General features: G+C 70.7%; 16 protein-coding genes. 7 read left to right on the top strand and 9 right to left on the bottom strand.

Annotation, left to right across the window (positions count from 1 at the left end; translation table 11 throughout):
* Window positions 1-9: 9 nt before the first annotated feature.
* Window positions 10-1,356, top strand: coding sequence for an amidase (locus FHS23_RS02920; RefSeq protein WP_183647281.1), 1,347 nt, complete (start codon window positions 10-12; stop codon window positions 1,354-1,356).
* A 90-nt stretch (window positions 1,357-1,446) separates the two neighbouring features.
* On the top strand, window positions 1,447-2,289 hold the full coding sequence (locus tag FHS23_RS02915) for a mycofactocin-coupled SDR family oxidoreductase (RefSeq protein WP_183647278.1): 843 nt from the start codon (window positions 1,447-1,449) through the stop codon (window positions 2,287-2,289).
* 6 nt (window positions 2,290-2,295) lie between these two features.
* Here the strand turns inward: FHS23_RS02915 and FHS23_RS02910 are convergent, their stop codons facing one another.
* Window positions 2,296-3,252, bottom strand: a complete 957-nt coding sequence (locus FHS23_RS02910) for an MsnO8 family LLM class oxidoreductase (RefSeq protein WP_183647274.1) — start codon at window positions 3,250-3,252, stop codon at window positions 2,296-2,298.
* A gap of 300 nt (window positions 3,253-3,552) precedes the next feature.
* A complete protein-coding gene (locus tag FHS23_RS02905; protein ID WP_343053600.1) occupies window positions 3,553-4,410 on the bottom strand; it encodes an HpcH/HpaI aldolase/citrate lyase family protein in 858 nt (285 codons plus the stop codon).
* Window positions 4,411-5,059: 649 nt separating this feature from the next.
* Between FHS23_RS02905 and FHS23_RS02900 the strand changes: the two genes are divergently transcribed.
* Together FHS23_RS02900 and FHS23_RS02895 are read left to right on the top strand one after the other, a co-directional pair.
* On the top strand, window positions 5,060-5,725 hold the full coding sequence (locus FHS23_RS02900) for a hypothetical protein (RefSeq protein ID WP_183647271.1): 666 nt from the start codon (window positions 5,060-5,062) through the stop codon (window positions 5,723-5,725).
* A gap of 121 nt (window positions 5,726-5,846) precedes the next feature.
* Window positions 5,847-6,500 carry an NAD(P)H-binding protein gene (locus tag FHS23_RS02895; RefSeq protein ID WP_183647268.1) on the top strand — a complete coding sequence of 218 codons (654 nt, stop codon included), beginning with the start codon at window positions 5,847-5,849 and terminating at the stop codon, window positions 6,498-6,500.
* On the opposite strand, the gene FHS23_RS02890 is transcribed toward FHS23_RS02895, so the two are convergent.
* On the bottom strand, window positions 6,487-7,794 hold the full coding sequence (locus tag FHS23_RS02890) for a D-arabinono-1,4-lactone oxidase (RefSeq protein WP_183647265.1): 1,308 nt from the start codon (window positions 7,792-7,794) through the stop codon (window positions 6,487-6,489). The two genes, FHS23_RS02895 and FHS23_RS02890, sit on opposite strands and share 14 nt — an antisense overlap.
* 83 nt (window positions 7,795-7,877) lie before the next feature.
* Between FHS23_RS02890 and FHS23_RS02885 the strand changes: the two genes are divergently transcribed.
* Window positions 7,878-9,065, top strand: coding sequence for an alanine racemase (locus FHS23_RS02885; protein ID WP_183647262.1), 1,188 nt, complete (start codon window positions 7,878-7,880; stop codon window positions 9,063-9,065).
* Window positions 9,066-9,130: 65 nt separating this feature from the next.
* Here the strand turns inward: FHS23_RS02885 and FHS23_RS02880 are convergent, their stop codons facing one another.
* The 3 genes from FHS23_RS02880 to FHS23_RS02870 all read right to left on the bottom strand — a co-directional run bounded on the left by FHS23_RS02880 (window position 9,131) and on the right by FHS23_RS02870 (window position 11,199).
* Window positions 9,131-9,757, bottom strand: a complete 627-nt coding sequence (locus tag FHS23_RS02880) for a TetR/AcrR family transcriptional regulator (RefSeq protein WP_343053598.1) — start codon at window positions 9,755-9,757, stop codon at window positions 9,131-9,133.
* A 635-nt stretch (window positions 9,758-10,392) separates the two neighbouring features.
* A complete protein-coding gene (locus FHS23_RS02875; RefSeq protein WP_183647259.1) occupies window positions 10,393-10,854 on the bottom strand; it encodes a hypothetical protein in 462 nt (153 codons plus the stop codon).
* 12 nt (window positions 10,855-10,866) lie between these two features.
* The gene (locus FHS23_RS02870; RefSeq protein ID WP_183650712.1) at window positions 10,867-11,199 is read right to left on the bottom strand and encodes a hypothetical protein; all 333 of its coding nucleotides are present in this window, start codon (window positions 11,197-11,199) and stop codon (window positions 10,867-10,869) included.
* 712 nt (window positions 11,200-11,911) lie between these two features.
* On the opposite strand from FHS23_RS02870, the gene FHS23_RS02865 reads away from it, so the two are divergent.
* Together FHS23_RS02865 and FHS23_RS02860 are read left to right on the top strand one after the other, a co-directional pair.
* Window positions 11,912-13,330 carry a helix-turn-helix transcriptional regulator gene (locus FHS23_RS02865; protein ID WP_183647256.1) on the top strand — a complete coding sequence of 473 codons (1,419 nt, stop codon included), beginning with the start codon at window positions 11,912-11,914 and terminating at the stop codon, window positions 13,328-13,330.
* A 32-nt stretch (window positions 13,331-13,362) separates the two neighbouring features.
* On the top strand, window positions 13,363-14,229 hold the full coding sequence (locus FHS23_RS02860) for an aminoglycoside phosphotransferase family protein (RefSeq protein ID WP_343053597.1): 867 nt from the start codon (window positions 13,363-13,365) through the stop codon (window positions 14,227-14,229).
* A 120-nt stretch (window positions 14,230-14,349) separates the two neighbouring features.
* Here the strand turns inward: FHS23_RS02860 and FHS23_RS02855 are convergent, their stop codons facing one another.
* Genes FHS23_RS02855 through FHS23_RS02845 form a run of 3 tightly spaced genes read right to left on the bottom strand, consistent with a single transcriptional unit; the run spans window position 14,350 to window position 16,729 of the window.
* Window positions 14,350-15,357, bottom strand: a complete 1,008-nt coding sequence (locus FHS23_RS02855) for a CopD family protein (protein WP_183647253.1) — start codon at window positions 15,355-15,357, stop codon at window positions 14,350-14,352.
* A complete protein-coding gene (locus FHS23_RS02850; RefSeq protein WP_343053596.1) occupies window positions 15,354-15,959 on the bottom strand; it encodes a copper resistance CopC family protein in 606 nt (201 codons plus the stop codon). Before FHS23_RS02850 ends, FHS23_RS02855 begins: the two co-directional genes overlap by 4 nt.
* Window positions 15,956-16,729, bottom strand: coding sequence for a YcnI family copper-binding membrane protein (locus FHS23_RS02845; RefSeq protein WP_183647250.1), 774 nt, complete (start codon window positions 16,727-16,729; stop codon window positions 15,956-15,958). The genes FHS23_RS02850 and FHS23_RS02845 overlap by 4 nt, the downstream gene beginning before the upstream one ends.
* Between the last annotated feature and the right edge of the window lie 54 nt (window positions 16,730-16,783).

The following is a 16,783-nucleotide window of genomic DNA, read 5'->3' as shown; positions in this document are numbered from 1 at the left end:
AGCGAGTCGATGACCGGACTTCCGGAGACCACAGCGACGGAACTGCTCGCCGCGTACCGCAGCGGCGAGGTGAGTCCGGTCGAGGTCACCGACGCGGTGCTGGCCCGGATCGACGAGCGTGAGCAGAAGCTGTGCGCCCTGTACGCGTTGGACCCGGACGCCGCACGGGACGCGGCCGCGGCGTCGGAGCGGCGGTGGCGGGCGGGCACCCCGCTGGGCCCGATCGACGGCATCCCGCTGACGATCAAGGAGAACATCGCGACCAGGGGAACCCCGAAGCCGATGGGGACGGCCGCGACGAGGCTCGACCCGTCGCCGGTCGACGCGCCCGTGGCGGCGCGGATACGCGAATCCGGCGGCGTACTCCTGTCGAAGACCACCATGCCCGACTTCGGCATGCTCACCTCGGGCCTGTCGAGCTTCCACGAGCCGACGCGGAATCCGTGGGACCTCACGCGCACACCCGGCGGATCGAGTGCGGGAGCGGGAGCCGCCGCGGCGGCAGGATACGGGCCGCTCCACGTCGGCACCGACATCGGCGGCTCCATCCGGCTGCCCGCGGGGTGGTGTGGCATCGTCGGATTCAAACCGAGTTTCGGACGCGTGCCCGTGGATCCGCCGTTCCCCGGTAGGGCGGCGGGTCCGATGACGCGGACCGTCGCCGACGCCGCGCTGTTCATGCGCGTGCTGTCGCTGCCGGACGCGCGCGACCACCTGTCGCTGCCGCCGTCCGAACAGGACTGGTCGTGCCCGCCGGCCGAGCCCTCGTCGCTGCGGATCGGGCTGCACCTGGACCCCGGGGTGGGGCTGGCGGTCGACCCGGCCGTGCGCGACGCCGTCACCGATGCCGCCCGCCGGTTCGAAGCCGCCGGCGCGAGCGTCGAGGTCGTCGAACCGTGGCTGACCCGGGAGATGCTCGACGGGCTCGACCGGTTCTGGCGCACTCGCATGCTCGCCGAGCTGGAAGAACTCGACGCCGGCGCCGTACTGCCCTACATCGTCGAATGGGCCCGCTCCGCCGAGGGGCTGTCCGCCGTGGACGTCTACCACGGGTTCGCCCAGATGGACGCGATCGCCGTCGCGACCCTGCGCGCCACCGAGCCGTACGACATCGTGCTCTCGCCGACGTGTCAGGTCCCGCCCAACGCGTTCGACTCACCCTCGCCCACCGGGGACCCGGCGCGCCCGTTCGAGCACGTCGCGTTCACGGTGCCGTACAACATGTCCGGCCAGCCGGCGGTCTCCGTCGACTGCGGGCGCACCCCGGACGGGCTGCCCATCGGTGTGCAGCTCGCGGGCCGCCGCTTCGACGACATCGGAACCCTGCGCGCAGCTGCCACCTTCGACACCCTCTGAGCCGCATCGATTCCTGCTAATCCTTGACATGGATTAGCGATCCGGACGAGACTCGGTCAACCGTGTGACGCAGGTCTCGAGGAGGAGACGATGACGGGTCGGATGGCAGGCAAGGTCGCGTTCATCACCGGTGCCGCCCGGGGGCAGGGCAGGAGCCACGCGGTGCGGCTCGCGGAGGAGGGCGCGGACATCATCGCGGTCGACATCTGCGAGGACATCGAAACGGTGACCCCGTGCTACTCGCTGGCGACGGAGGATGATCTGGCGGGCACGGCGAAGCTCGTGACCGACCTCGGCAGGAAGGTCGTGACGGAAAAGGTCGACGTACGGGACCTCGGCGCGTTGCAGAAGGCGTTCGACCACGGGCGCGCAGAACTCGGCCGGGTCGACACGGTCGTCGCGAACGCGGGGATCGCGACGGCGTTCACGAAGTCGTGGGAGCTCAGCGCCCAGCAGTGGCAGGAGATGATCGACGTCAACCTGACCGGCGTGTGGCACACGGCGAAGGTCGCGGTGCCGTCGATGATCGAGGCCGGCCGCGGCGGGTCGATCGTGTTCACGAGTTCGATCGGCGGTTTCAAGGGCATTCAGCACGTCGGCCACTACGTGTCGGCCAAGCATGGCATCGTCGGGCTGATGCGCACGATGGCCAACGAACTCGCGCCGCACGCCATCCGCGTCAACACCGTCCACCCGACCAATGTGGACACGACGATGATCCAGAACCCCGGCGTGTACTCGATGTTCGCCCCGGGTGATCCCGAACCGTCGCAGGAGAAGGCGGTTCCCGGCTTCACCTCGCTGAACGCCCTCGACGTGCCGTGGGTGGAGTCGAAGGACATCAGCAACGCGGTGCTGTTCCTCTCGAGCGACGAGGCGCGCTACATCACCGGCGCGACACTGCCGGTCGACGCGGGTGCGAACATCGTGTAGCGCCGTTCATCCCAGGCGGGCCAGGCGCGTGTACGAGTCGAGCATGTCGGCGCGGTCGTGCGTGCTCATCGTGATGAGCAGTTCGTCCGCGCCGGTGTGTTCGGTCAGCTCGGCGAGCGCGTGGGCGACGTCCGATTCGGTGCCGTGGAGCTGGCCGTGCAGGACGTCGTCGAGGTAGCGCCGCTCCCGGTCGTCGGGCGTGGGCACCCGGTCGGGAGGCAGCAGCGGCGGGAACACGCCGTCGATCCGCGAGCGGACCATCGCCCACGCCTCCGGGAGGAGTAGTGCGCGCGCCCGTTCGCGGGTATCGGCCACGGCGACCGCGGTGGACACGACGACGTGCGATTCGGGCCACTGCGCCGAGGGTTGGAACGTTTCCCGGTAGCGTCCGACACGCTCTGCGACCCTGTCGAGGCCGCCGAGAGGTGCGATGACGAGCGACGCGCCGAGTTCCGCCGCGAGATCGGCGCCTGCACCGGTGGCGAGCACGAACAGCGGCGGTGCCTGCAACCCCTCGGCGGGCACCCCGCGCACGCGGTGGTCGCCGTCGAAGTAGCCGAGCAGTTCACCGACGTCGTCGGCGAAGCGGTCCGCGGCGGTCTTGTCCGCACCCAACGCGGTCCGCACGGCACCGGTGAACCCGACGGAACGGCCGAGCCCCATGTCGACCCTGCCCGGATGCAGCGACGCGAGCGTGCCGAACTGTTCCGCCACGACCAGCGGCCGGTGGTTCGGCAACATCACGCCGCCCGTGCCGATGCGGATGGTCGACGTCGCGGCGCCCACCGCGGCGGCCAGCACCGTCGGTGCCGCACCCGCGATACCCGGCACGCCGTGGTGCTCGGCCACCCAGAACCGCCGGTACCCGAGCCGCTCGACGTCGCGAGCGAACGTCACCGTGTCGCGCAGCGCCGCCGCCGGATCGTGGCCCTGACGTACGGAGGCGCGGTCGAGCACGGACATCGGCGGAAGAGGCACGCCCGGTACAACGCCCGCAGCCGCGCCCGGATTCCGCCCACGCCTTCTGGCCCGTGCCGGTCAGCCTGTGCGAGCGGCCTGCTCCGTGGGTGTCACTCGTCGCGGAGGCGCCGGCCGCCTCGCGGAGACCCATCCACAGTGGACACCGCTGAGGCGGAGCAGGCTCGCGCCGCGTCGTCCACAGACGCGCGAATCCGCCTCCGGCCCCGGAACACCCCACAACAGGCCCGGCACCCGCAACAGGCCCCGGGGTCGGCAACAGGCCCCGGGGTCGGCAATACGGGGTTACTTCGCCGCGATGGCGTCCGCCAGGTCGAGGATGCGCTGCGCCTCGGCCACGTGGAGGTTCTCCACCATGCGTCCGTCGACCGTCACCACGGCGTCGCCCTTCGCCCGTGCGGATTCGAACGCGTCGATCACCTTGCGGGCGTGGGCGATCGCCTCGTCGGACGGGGCGAACACGCGGTTGCACGGTTCGATCTGCCCCGGGTGGATGAGCGTCTTGCCATCGAAGCCGAACTGCCGCGCCTGCGTGGCCTCGGCCTCGAAGCCGGCGAGGTCCTGAACCTCGTTGTAGACGCCGTCGAGGATCTGCTTGCCCGCCGCGCGTGCCGCCAGCAGCGACAGCGACAGGCCGGCGACGAGCGGTGCGCGGCCCGCCGCGGGTTCGGCGTGCAGCTCCTTGGCCAGGTCGTTGGTGCCCATGACAAGCACGGAGAGTCGCTCGCTCGCGGCGGCGATCTCCTCGGCGCGCAGCATCGCGACGGGCGTTTCGAGCATCGCCCAGATCGTCGTGTACTCGGGCGCCCCGTTGAGCTCCAGTGCCCGTTCGATGGTCATCACGTCGCGTGCGGAGTTCACCTTCGGCACGACGACGGCGGCGGGGCCGGCCTGGGCGGCGGCGCGCAGGTCCGCGTCGTGCCACTCGGTGTCGATGCCGTTGATGCGGATCGCCACCTCGCGCGGGCCGTAGTCACCGGACGCGATCGCCGCGCACACCCGCTCGCGCGCGGCCTCCTTCGCGTCGGGGGAGACGGCGTCCTCCAGATCCAGGATCAGCGCGTCCGCGGGCAGGGTCTTGGCCTTCTCGAGCGCCCGCTCGTTCGCGCCGGGCATGTAGAGAACGGAACGGCGCGGTGCCACGCACGGACCTCCTTGTCGCTGTCGGTATCTCGGGGTGTCGCCGGATGGGCTGGGGATGGCCGGGTGGCGGGCCTGCGCGCTCGTCGGTCCGTCGCACGTTCGTTGCCGCCTGTGTCCTTCCTATTGAATCCGGACGCCGAATGTGCTGATCTGGAGTCCATCCAGATCAGCGGCCGGACCACGGTCGTTCCGTGGTCCGAACCGCTCGGCTTCCGGCCACCGGAGACCATAACCGTCCGTCGCAGCCCATGACTGCGGTAAACGTCACCGCGTCGCCCCGGAATGCCCGGCAAATCCCCCGTTCAGTCGTATGTCACCCATACGGCAGCATCGCCGGGCCGAACTTCCTTCACCGCTCACCGACCGATCACCGACCGCTGAGCGCCGTCGATCGCAGCTACCCCCCGAGGGCGCAGACGTCGGCCCGTTTCGGTTGCAATCTGAACTGGCAGCGCTTCGCGGCGCCGGTTCGACCGCCCGGACAGGCACACGGAACGAGCAGGCGAGGCGAGGAGCTGCACCGGCGCAGGGGCTGGTGAACACCAGGGCCCGCGGAGGAATCCGGCGGGCGGTGTTCGGAGTAGAGAGCCATTCAACCAGGAGCACCGCTCCCCGGAGCGGACTTCGAACGAGCACGGGAGGCAGATCCGTGGCGGCGACACCCGGACAGACCGCGATCACGAACGGCACGAACGGAACGCGTTCGGTGCCGAGCCAGGTGGTCCCGCCCGTAGAACTGCCGGAGAACGTCGACGCGCTCGCCGCCGACGCCGCGGCGAGCCTCGGCTGGCACGGCGCGGTGCTCCCGCCGGTGACGATGTTCGGCAGGCGCGTGTACGTCGTGGCGAAACTGCGCCCCGAAGCGCATGCCGAGCGGATCGCCCTCGGCCACGAGCCCGTCACCGACCGGGCCCAGGTGTCGACGTGGACGTGGCCCGAGCTGGCCGACACCGCTCCGCCGCCCGCCGCCGACATCGTGGGCGTGCTCGCGGTGGCGCGGCACTGGCGCACCGGCCTCGCCGCGACCGTCCCGTTCTCCCGTTACGGCGAAGCGGCCATGGTGCTGCCCCAGTCGATGACGCTGACCCATGACTATGTCGACAACTGCCTTCCGCGGACGCGCACGTACGGCGTGGCGGTCGTGTCGGCCGACGACGAGGCGCACGTGTCGCTCGACGTCGAGAGCCACAGCGACCGCGTCCTTCTCGGCCGCGACGCCGTGTGGCGCTGGGTCAACGAGGTCGTCTACGAGCAGCTGATCACGATGGAGGACAGCGGCACCGCGTCGCCGGAGGAGTCCACGCAGCACGCGTGACCTCCCGGGCCGCGGTTCCGCCATCTCCCATACTGTGGCGCTACGCGCCGCTGCCTACGCCCGCCCGTCTCCCACCGCCGCCCAACCGGACACGCTCCGCGTGACTGCCTAGGATCGTGGCATGCGCGTAGTCATCGCCGGTGGACATGGAAAGATCGCCCGTCACCTCGAGCGGCGCCTCGCCGCGAACGGCGACGAGGCCGTCGGCATCGTCCGCAACAAGGACCATGTCGCGGACCTGCGGGCGGTGAGCGCCGAACCCGCGGTGTTGGACCTCGAGGACGCCGCGGTCGACGAGGTGGCCGCCGTGCTCGACGGCGCCGACGCGGCCGTGTTCGCCGCCGGTGCGGGTCCGGGAAGTGGCGTCCCGCGTAAGGAAACCGTCGACCGCGGCGCCGCTGTGCTGTTCGCGGATGCCGCAGAGCGCGCCGGCGTCCGGCGGTTCGTGCAGGTCAGTGCCATGGGGACGGACGGCCCGTTCGACGAGGACGCCCTCGGCGAGGTCTTCGCCGCCTACCTGCGCGCGAAGGCCGCCGCGGAGGGGGATCTGCGCCGCCGCGACTTGGATTGGACCATCCTGCGGCCGGGCCGGCTCACCGACGACGAGGCGACCGAGATGGTGCAGCTCGCCGAGAGCACGCCGCGCGGCGACGTCCCGCGCGACGACGTGGCGGCCGTCCTGGTCGCGCTGCTCAGCGATGACCTCGCGTTCCGGCTCACGCTCGAGTTGACCAGCGGCAACACGCCCGTTGCGGAGGCCGTCAGCAGGCTGTGACCGGCCCGAGGACCCGGTCGACGTAGCCGTTGCGGAACACGCCCGCCGGGTCGGCGCCGGTGGCCACTCGCAGGAAGTCGTCGAACCGCGGGTACCGCTCTCGCAACGTGTCCGCGTCGAGGTCGTGCAGCTTGCCCCAGTGCGGCCGCCCGCCGACTGCGCCGGCGATCGCCGCGAACGCCAGGAAGTACTCCCGGTACGGCATGCCGACGTACTGGTGGATCGCCACGTAGGCGGTGTCGCGGCCGTAGGCGGTCGACAGCCACACGTCGTCGGCCGCCGCGACACGTACCTCCGCGGGAAACGCCACCGGCGTCTGCAACGTCGGCACCAGCGCCCGCAGCTCGCGCAGCACGTCGCCCACGGCTTCCCTGGGAACCGCCCATTCGGACTCGACGAACCGCACCGACCGCTGCGTGGCGAACACCCGGTGCGAGGCGTCCCGGTAGGAGCGCGTCGACAACACCGCCGACGACAGCCTGCCCAGAGTCGGCACCAGCGTGGGCACCGCCCGGCCGAGCCGGCAGAGCGTGCCGAACGCCGCGTTCTCGGTGAGCGTGTAGTCGACGAACTCGCGCAGCTTCGACAGCGGTTCGGCGGGCCCCGCCACCCGGTTGTTCCGTTTGACCAGTGCGTTGCGGCCGTAGGGGAACCAGTAGAACTCGAAGTGGTCGTTGGTGTCGGCGTGGTGGTCGAACGCCTCGATCACGGCGTCCAGCGGTTCCGGGCCTTCGCGGGCGTCGAGCACGAACGCGGGCTCGCACTGCAGCGTGACGGTGGTGATCACGCCGAGCGCGCCGAGGCCGACCCGGGCCGCGTCGAACAGGTCGGGCCGTTCCGTTTCGGAGCAGGTGACGACGGAACCGTCGGCCAGCACGAGTTCCAGCGCGCGGAGCTGCGTCGCCAGCCCGCCGAACCGGGCGCCGGTGCCGTGGGTGCCGGTCGACACGGCGCCCGCAATCGTTTGCGCGTCGATGTCGCCGAGGTTGCTCATCGCCAGGCCCACCCGCGCGAGCTCGGTGTTCAGACGGTTCAACGTGGTGCCGGACCGGACCGTGACCAGACCGGTGTCGCGGTCGGCGTCGAGGACGCCCGCCCACTCGGTGAGGTCGAGTGCGACGGAATCGGTGGCCGCGACTCCCGTGAACGAATGGCCACTGCCGAGCGGGCGTATCCGCATGCCCGCGTCGGCGGCCTGCCGGACTGCGGCGGTGATCTCGTCGAGATTCCGCGGGCGAAGCAGCCGTTGAGGACTCGCCGTCGCGGTGCCGGCCCAGTTCGTCCACGTCGTCACGTGATCACCTGCCTGCGTGAGAGGTCGGAAGAATATGTGAATGCATTTCGCGTTTCAAGGTTCTCTGACGTACGGTAGTCGCCGTGACCACCGTGAACGCCGCAGCGTACGACGCCGCGACCCAGGCTCTCGACCCGCCGTTGGCGGTCGTCGATCTTGATGCGTTCGACGCCAACGCGCGCGACCTCGTCCGGCGGGCCCGTGGCCTGCCGATCCGCATCGCCAGCAAGTCCGTGCGCTGCAGGGAGCTGCTGGAACGCGCGCTCGCCATGCCCGGCTTCGGGGGACTGCTGTGCTATTCGCTGCCCGAGGCACTCTGGCTGCACCACTGCGGCGTGAGCGACGACCTCGTCGTGGCGTACCCGACCGTGGACCACGCCGCGTTACGCACCCTGGCCACCGACGACGCCGCGCGCGCGGCCGTCACGATCATGGTCGACTCGACCGAGCACCTCGACGCGATCGACGCGGCGATCGGACCCGCGCACCCCGAGATCCGGGTCGCCCTCGAACTCGACGTCTCGTGGCGGCCCGCTCCGGGGCTGCACATCGGCACGCGCCGGTCGCCGGTGTTCCGGCCGCGAGCGGCGCAGGCTCTGGCGTCACGCGTCGCCGAACGCCGGGGCTTCCGGCTGGTCGGCATGATGGCCTACGAGGGGCAGATCGCAGGCGTTCCCGACGGTGGTCGCGGCCTCGAGGCACGCATGGTGCGGTGGATACAGCGCCGCTCGGCGGCCGAGCTGGCGCGGCGACGTGGGGCGGCCGTCGCCGCGGTGCGCCGTGTCGCGGACCTGGAGTTCGTCAACGGCGGCGGCACCGGCAGCATCGAATCCACCGGCGACGACCCGTCCGTCACGGAGATCGCCGCGGGATCCGGCCTGCTCGGGCCGGGCCTGTTCGACTCGTACACGCGGTTCACGCCGCAGCCCGCCGCACTGTTCGCGCTACCCGTGGTGCGCAGGCCGACGCGGGACATCGCGACCGTGTTCGCGGGCGGTTACGTCGCGTCCGGGCCGCCGAAGCCGTCACGGCTGCCGGCGCCCGTCGCGCCGGCCGGGTTGGCGCTGCTCGGTGTCGAAGGGGCCGGCGAGGTGCAGACGCCCGTCACAGGTGCGGCCGCGCGGGACCTCGCGCTGGGTGACCGTGTGTGGTTCCGGCACGCCAAGGCGGGGGAACTCGCCGAGCACTTCCCCGAGTACCAGTTGGTCCGCGGTTCTCGGATCGACCACCCGGCGCCCACCTACCGCGGCGAGGCCAAGTCCTTCGGCTGACGCCTGTTGCACGCCCGCCACGTGGTGACGAGCCGTCGCCGGTGGGGTGGCAGTTGTGCAAGAGATCAGTCGCCGAAGCGGCTCGCCAGATACGTCTTGATGAGCGCCTTCGTCTCGGCGACGACCTGCGGGTCGCCTTCGGGGTCGGCGCGGAACGCGAACTTCAGCAGCGAGTCGGCGGCCTCGACCGCGACGGAGATCGGCAGGTCCACCTCGTCCCGGGGAACGTCGACGTGGTTGGCGACGAGGTCGGCCAGCGCGTCGGTGATGACGCCGTTGTTGGTGCGCTCGGAGTCCAGCAGTTGGACGTCAACGGCATCGCCGAAGTGCACCCGCGAGAAGCCCGGCACCTCACGGTGCATGTGGAGGTAGATGTCGAGCAGCGAGTCGACGATCTCCCACCAGCTCTGGTGGTCGACGCCCTCGAACCGCTCACCGACGGCACCGAGGAACCGTTCGAGGTTCCGGTGCGTGAGCGCTTGCACGATCGCGCGTTTGTCGGGGAAGAACTGGTACAGCGAGCCGACCGCCACGCCGGAACGTTTTGCGACGAGCGTCGTCGTGAGCGCGTCGTACCCCACTTCGGCCAGCAGCTCGGCCGCAGCGTCGAGCATGCGCTCGACCCGCTTGGCGCTGCGTTCCTGGACCGGTTTGCGACGTAGCGGTGGCAACTCGGTACGGCTGTCAGACACGTGGTGCTCCCTCACTCTGCGTGGGAACTCTAACGCGCAGGCGAGCTGTTCACGGTCGAGTGATCACTTTGCGGAGTCGACGTCGAGCGCGGTGCCGTGGTCGACGGCATCCGGTGGAGGCGGCGGGCATCTCGGGTGGTGGTCGGAGCGCTGCCGGCCCGAGTGATGCACGTCGACGGACACGAAAAAATCGAAGTTGGCCAAAAATCGACGACGGCGACCAATCCGTCGTCGGCCAGAGCGGTCACGCTCCGGCGCGAGCGTGGAGCACGACCGTTGGGACCGCGGGCCGGTGTCGGTCGGGGGAGGGGAATCTTCGACACCGGCCCGCGGGGATCGGGGCCCTTGCGTAGGCGGGGATCTACTGCGGGCTACTACCGCGACCGGGGGATTCGGCCGTCCGGGTGAACCGGAAGTCGAGTCGCGGTGTTGTCATATGAAGTTGTTGACGCGCTGTCACGGCCCCCAACCTAACCATCGATCACCGTCTTCGCCAGCGGACGAAAGACGGGTTTTTCGATTAATCAGGTTGAGTGTCGCGTTGGAAGCCGGCGGCCGACCCGCTTCGCTCGGGGGTACGAGCGAGCCGGCCGCCGGCCGGGACGGGCGGAAACCCGTCGCCTGTTCGCATGCCACTACCGGGTCGGGGGTCCGGATACGGCATGCCGGGCCGATGTCGGTGAGACCGACATGTGCCGACCCGTTTGCTCGGGGATCGCGGCTTCGTCGGGTTGCCGCGGGGGCGCCTCGGAGGGCGCGTGCGCCGACGCCGGAGCGGGCGTGCCCTTGCGGCGCAGTTTCCGCTTGGTCGGCTGTTCGGGGGCCAGGCCGCCTGCGACGAGGTGTTCGTGCGCCACCTGCCACACGGTGCACGGCGCCTTCACCCGGTGCCAGCGCGTGGAGCAGGTTGGGCAGTGACCGCCGTCGTCAGGTTCGTGGGAGCGCAGCATCGCGCGCCAACCATCGGTCAGTCGGGGCAGCTCCGAACGCGCGACCGACACCAGCGACGGCTCGTCGGCTCTGTCCGCGAGGTCGGACAGCATGTCGAGGCGTTCCCACACCGCGTTGCGGAGCACCTGGCCGAGGATCTTGTCCACAGGACGTCACCGTCACCTTTCCGCCAGTCCGGCGGCTTCGCCGAGCGCGGCCGTGAGTCGGCCGAGCTGGGTGCGGGTGAGCCGCGCCGCTTCGCCGGGCGGGCCGACCAGCACTATTTCGTCGTCGTCCACGTACACCGTCATGCAGCGTTCGCGGCCGATGAGATCGCCGCACTGCACGCGCCAGACGACCTGACCGTTCTCTTCACGGCGGACGTCCTGGTCGCCGGTGTCGGCTGTGGGGACCGGGGAGAAGTGTTGCCGGGCGACCGGGACCGAGGTCCCGGACGGGGAGCCGGCGGCAGCGGCAGGACCGGCGGCAGGCGGGAGCGGCGCGGTCGACAGTGCGGCGCCCGACCCTGCGGACTCGGACAGCGCCGCTCCCGGCAATGAAGAGTCCGGCAGCGCGGACCCGGACTCGCGGGAGGTGTCGGGCGTCGACGGCGCACCGGGCACCGACGAGGGCCGGGACAGGGACGACGTGCCACGCGCGGTGGCCGGGGATGCGATCTCCACGTCGTCTCCGTTCCGTACTCGTCGGTGCTCACGGGCGTTTCGCCGTGCCGTTCACAGGTGTCGCTGTCTTCGTGGTCGTCGTTCTTCGCAGTGGTCGTCTTCGTAGTGGTCGTCTTCGCAGTCGTCGCGCCGCACCCGCCTGCCCGGACTCGTTCCGTACGGAACCCCGGGTGCGGAGGGCCCGTACGGCCGGTCCGTGTGTCGCCGGATCCGGCCGGTGTTCGGTTGTGGGTGGTGCGGTTCTCGTCGTGCGGTTCTCGTGTGCCGCTCTCGTCGTGCACAGGAGTTCCGGTCGGGTGGATCTCCCGGGTGATCGCGGACCGTGTTCGGGTGGTCACGTCGATCCCGAGAACTAGATTGCGATGAATGAAACGCCGATAGAAGCCTCGGTGGGTCGGGCAGCGGCGACCGGCAACGGCTGGCCGTTAAGCGGTCGACGAAGTTCGGCAGGGCCGATCAGGGGTCACAAATCGGGTTTCGCGCGGTTCAATGTGAAGTGCCTACGCTGCTGACGACGCCCGGAAGGACTGTGGAGGGGCGCATGGACACCACCGACAACACGGCGATCGCCCGCATCTCGGGAGGCGCGACCGAGGACTCGTCCGAGCTCGCGCCCAGCCGCCTGAACCCGGAGGTCTGGGAAGGCGACGAGATGCGCGACGCGCTCTCCGTGCGAAACGTCAGTGAGGTCTATCGCCAACTGCGCAAACACGGTGTGTCGCAACGCCAGATCGCTGCGATGACCGGCCAGTCACAGTCCGAGGTCTCGGAGATCCTGAAAGGCCGTCAGGTCATGGCCTACGACGTGCTGGCGAGGATCGCCGCGGGCCTGGGTATTCCCCGTGGATACATGGGTCTCGCATACGACGAGGCCACCGAGATTCAGGTCGCCGGAACCTCCGGCGAGCAGCAGGCTGAGGAGGACGAGTCCGTGAAACGGCGGAAGTTCCTCGCGCACGCGGCCCAGGTCACGATGGGCGCCGCGGTCTTCGGATCGTCGGCGGAGGCCTGGGCGGCGAGCCCCGCAAGGACACCCGCGCCGGGGCGCATCGGGGTCACCGATGTCCGGCAGGTCGAAGCCGCAACCAGGGCGTTGCGTGCGCTCGACTACCAGTACGGCGGCGGCTTCTGCCGCGACGCCGTCGTGGCGCAGCTGTCCTGGGGGCAGCAGATGATGCAGGCCAGCACCACCGACGGGGTCAGATCGCGGCTGTTCGTCGCGCTGGCCGACCTGCACAGCCTCGCCGGCTGGACGTCGTTCGACACCGGGCTGATCGACTCGGCCCGCGGTCACTTCGCGAATGCGCTCAACCTGGCGAAACAGGGCGACAACCACCCGCTCGTCGCGAACATCCTGTACCGCATGGGACGCGTGTACCTGCACCAGGAGGCGCCGAACGACGCGCTGAAGCTGTTCCAGCTGGGTCAGATCGCGGCGCAGGAGTCGGGCTCGGAACTGGCCGTGGCCGTGCTGTGCGCCAACGAGGCGTGGGCGTACGCGATGATGGGCAACTCCGACCAGGCCGTGAAACTGCTGGGCAGGACGCGGGACGAGTTCGCGCGTGCCGATCTCGTCAACGCCGAGTCGTGGGTCAAGTTCTTCACGGAGACGGACGTGCACGCGATGGTCGGCACCGTGCACACGGAGCTGGCGCAATCGGCCGACCCGATGCACACCAAGTACGCCATCCCGGCGCTGAGCAGGGCCATCGACGCCTACAACGACGACATGGCCCGCAGCAAGGTGTTCAACCTGGGCATGCTCGCCACGAACCACATGATCGACGGCGACATCGACCAGGGCGTACGCACCGGTGGCAAGGCGCTCGACTCGGCGGATGGGCTCAAGTCCGCCCGCGTCGAGCAGCGGATGGAGCCGCTGAAGAAGGAGGCCGCGCGCCGGTCGAACAACCCCGACGCCAGGGACTTCGTCGAACGGATGAACGCATTCTTCGCCTAGTCGGCGGCGCGCTCGACAACGTCCTGGCGGCCGTGTGCGCACGGCTGGGGGCCGATCCCCGCGGCGCCACGTTGCTGCGGTTCACGAACAACGCGGTCTATGCGCTCGCCGATCGGCCGCTCGTCGTGCGCATCGTCGGTACGCCTGCGCTGCGCCACCGTGCGCCGAAGGTCGTGCGGCTCGCGCGTCACCTGCAGCGACTCGGCGTACCGGCGGTGCGGCTCGCGGCCGGTGTCGACCAGCCGGTGCGGGTGGGCGAACACCTGGCGACGGTGTGGGATCGGGTCCCCGACGCGGGTGGCCACGCAACCCCCGGCGAGCTGGCGGAGCTGCTACGCGAGCTGCACGCCGCGGGGATTCCGGACGACGGGTTTCCGGACGACGGTGCGGGTGCGTGGGCGCCGCTGGACGACGTGCGGGCGCGGGTGGCGGCGGGGTCCGACGAGTTGACCGCCGCCGATCGCGGGTTCCTTCTCGACCGGTGCGACGAACTCGAAGCGAAGGCAGACGACCTGGAGTTTCCCCTGGCCAGGACGTTGATTCACGGCGACGCGCACGTCGGCAATGTGATCGTCGGGCCCGAGAGGCCGGTGTTGTGCGACTTCGACTCGGCCTGCCACGGCCCGCCGGAATGGGATCTCGTCCCGGCGGCCGTGGGACGTGAACGGTTCGGCGACCCGCCCTCGCGATACGCCGAGCTCGCGGACCGTTACGGCTTCGACGTCACCGCTTGGGACGGGTTCGAGGTGCTGCGCGATATGCGGGAACTCAAGCTGGCGACGAGCGTGCTGCCCACGGCCGACCGTGCCCCCGGAGTACGCCGGGAGGCGCACCGCCGGATCGCGGATCTGAAGGCGGGGAACCTCCACCATCGGTGGACGCGTTACCGCGCAGGGTGACAACCGCTCGTCGTTCAACGACAGAAACCAACCGTTCGGCGTTTGGTCCGGATGGCGGTGTTTCTCGTCGACATTCGGTGGGACCGATCGCGCACCGGGGCCTGCGATGCGGGATGCCGCTCAGCCGAGCGGAGTGCGGCTGAGTGCGACGGCGAACCCGAACGCCAGGCCGAGGATCGTCAGTTCGACGGCCGCCCACGTGGCGAGAGCCGTCCGGCGGTGACGCAACACCTGCGGCAACAGCCTTCTCCGCAGGTGCGCACCGAGCGCGGCGGCGCCCGCCAGGCACACGACCTTGACCAGCACGAGCACGCCGTACGCAGTGCCGAACACCGCGGCGGGCAACGACAGCTCCGGGTCGCCGCCGAGCTCGACGATCGCGTTGAACACCCCGGTCACGGCGACGCAGGCCAGGCAGACGGTGGCGAGCGTCGAGAACCGGGGTAGCGCCGTGGCCAGCAACGTGCGGTTGGTGCCCAGGACGGCGGCGATCGCGGCGAGCCCTCCCGTCCAGGTCACGGCGGCCAGGACGTGCAGTTCGACGGAGATCGACGCGTAGTCGTGCAGCGACCATCCCGTCGCATGCCCGGTGACCGGCAGCGGAAGCAACGCGAACAGTCCGAGGCCGACGCGCACCTCGGCGGGCACGGTGTCCGGCCGGCGCAGCGCCACGACGTTCAGCGCGACCAGGCCGAGCGCCAGCACCACGACCAGCACCAGCGCTTTGCCCGCCGCGATGTCGGCGACGTACCCGGTCACGTCGAGGGCTGCGGGCCGGTACTCGGCCGCCTGCAGCATGAGCGCTGCGCCCGCCGCCACCGTCCACAACAGCGACGCCGCCACCGCGACGGGCTGGGCGGACGCCAGCACGGGACGTGTCAGCTTCTGCCGTGAACCGCCGAGCAACACCGGCAGCAGGGCCAGCCCCACGGTGACGACCGCGGCGACGTTCATCACCGCCCTCGCCACCGGGATGCCCGCCGAGACCACCTCGTTGGCCGCCGTGATGCCCCGGACGGGGCCGGAGGCGGCGCCCGCGAAGCCGATCAGCGCGCCCGCCACGGCGGCGGTGAGCAGACTGGTCAGCGTGTCGACGCGGGGACGCGAGGTGGTCTCGGCGCGGCTCACGACCGGCCTGACCCGGTGCGCAGCGCCACCGTCACGCCCGCGCCGAGCAGCACGACCGCGGCGGCGATCCACACCCACACGGGGATGCCGCCGCCGGAATCACCGCCATCGGCGGAGGGCGCGTCGTCGGCGTTCGCCGCGGACGGTGCGGCGTTCTGCCCGCCCGGCGGGGTGTCGGCGCCGGGCCCGTGGGAGGTCAGCGTGAAACGGAGCTCCTGGCTGACGGGGTGACCGTCGGCCGAGAGGATCCGGAATCCGATGACGTACTCGCCGGCGGGTCCGAGTGGGTGCAGCGGAGCGGTGACGCTCGCTCCGTCGACCTGCACATCGCCCTTCGTCCACTGGCCGCCGTCGGGGCCGGTGACGGCGATCTGGTTGACGCCCTCGCCCGCGCCGCGCTGCACCGGCTGGTCGAACGTCAGCGTGACCCGCTCCGGCGCCTTGTCGAGCGATGCGCCCTCGGCGGGGTCCGATTCGATCAGCTGGTTGTGCGCGGCCGCCGGTGTCGCCGTGACCAGCAGTGCGACGAGCGTCGCGAGCGACAGTGCGGCTGCGCGGAGACGCCGGGACGGGCGCCTGTCAGGGGTGATGTGCGCGGTCACGAGTCCACCTTCCCGTTCTTGCGTGCACGCAGCGTGGCGCCCGTGCCGACACCGACGCCGAGTGCGCCGACCAGCAGGCCCGCGCCGCCGAGCCAGCGTGCCGTGTCGTCGGTACCGCCCTCGGATGCGTGCTGTCGGTCGCCGGACCCGGCATCACCCGAAGCATTCTCGCCGTCGCGGTGCGACGAGTGCGCGCCGTGCCCGCCCGACGACTCGGCGAGCGGGACCACCGGTGCCGGACTCTCCGGCTCGGCGTCACCTTCCTGCGGCTGGTTCCAGTTCGACACGGTGCCGTCCGAGTAGGTCTGCTTCGTCGGCAGCATCAGCTCGTCGGTGTTGTCGGGCAACGCGCCCAGCTGCACGCCGAACTCCTGGTACGAGTCCAGTCCCGCCGGGATCCCTTCGCCGTCCGCCGTCCACGTGACCTTGGTGACGACGTCGGAGCCGTTCGTGGTGACCTCGGAGGTCCAGCCGGGCACCGGCTGGGTGCGCGCGCTGGAGATCTCGTACTTCTCGGGGACGGTCATCTCGAGCTTCGTGGTGCCCGCCTTCTCCTCCTCGTTCGGCACGCGGAGAGTGATCGCGCCGTAGCCGCCCTTCTCGGGGGCGTCGCCGTAGATGTTGGCCGTGACGTGCGCGGACGCGGCCGGAGCCCCGAGCACAGCACCGGCGGTGAGGGCGATGCCGAGCGTCGTGGTCAGCGCGGCGCCGCGAGCGTGACGCCGGGCCCGGGAACGCGGGACACGTCGGGCGGGGAGGGATGTCGACATGGTGGTTTCTCCTGATGATTTCTGACGATGGCGTGGCCGCGGCGACGACGTGGA

It is taken from the genome of Prauserella isguenensis, assembly GCF_014191605.1.
Lineage (GTDB): Bacteria > Actinomycetota > Actinomycetes > Mycobacteriales > Pseudonocardiaceae > Prauserella > Prauserella isguenensis.
This window is presented reverse-complemented; position numbering and strand designations above follow the sequence as displayed.

Bases quoted from the DNA above. Each gene is read 5' to 3' on its own strand.
- FHS23_RS02920 (WP_183647281.1), top strand. From the start codon at position 10: ATGACCGGACTTCCGGAGACCACAGCGACGGAACTGCTCGCCGCGTAC.
- FHS23_RS02915 (WP_183647278.1), top strand. From the start codon at position 1,447: ATGACGGGTCGGATGGCAGGCAAGGTCGCGTTCATCACCGGTGCCGCC.
- FHS23_RS02910 (WP_183647274.1), bottom strand. From the start codon at position 3,252: ATGTCCGTGCTCGACCGCGCCTCCGTACGTCAGGGCCACGATCCGGCG.
- FHS23_RS02895 (WP_183647268.1), top strand. From the start codon at position 5,847: ATGCGCGTAGTCATCGCCGGTGGACATGGAAAGATCGCCCGTCACCTC.
- FHS23_RS02865 (WP_183647256.1), top strand. From the start codon at position 11,912: ATGGACACCACCGACAACACGGCGATCGCCCGCATCTCGGGAGGCGCG.
- FHS23_RS02845 (WP_183647250.1), bottom strand. From the start codon at position 16,729: ATGTCGACATCCCTCCCCGCCCGACGTGTCCCGCGTTCCCGGGCCCGG.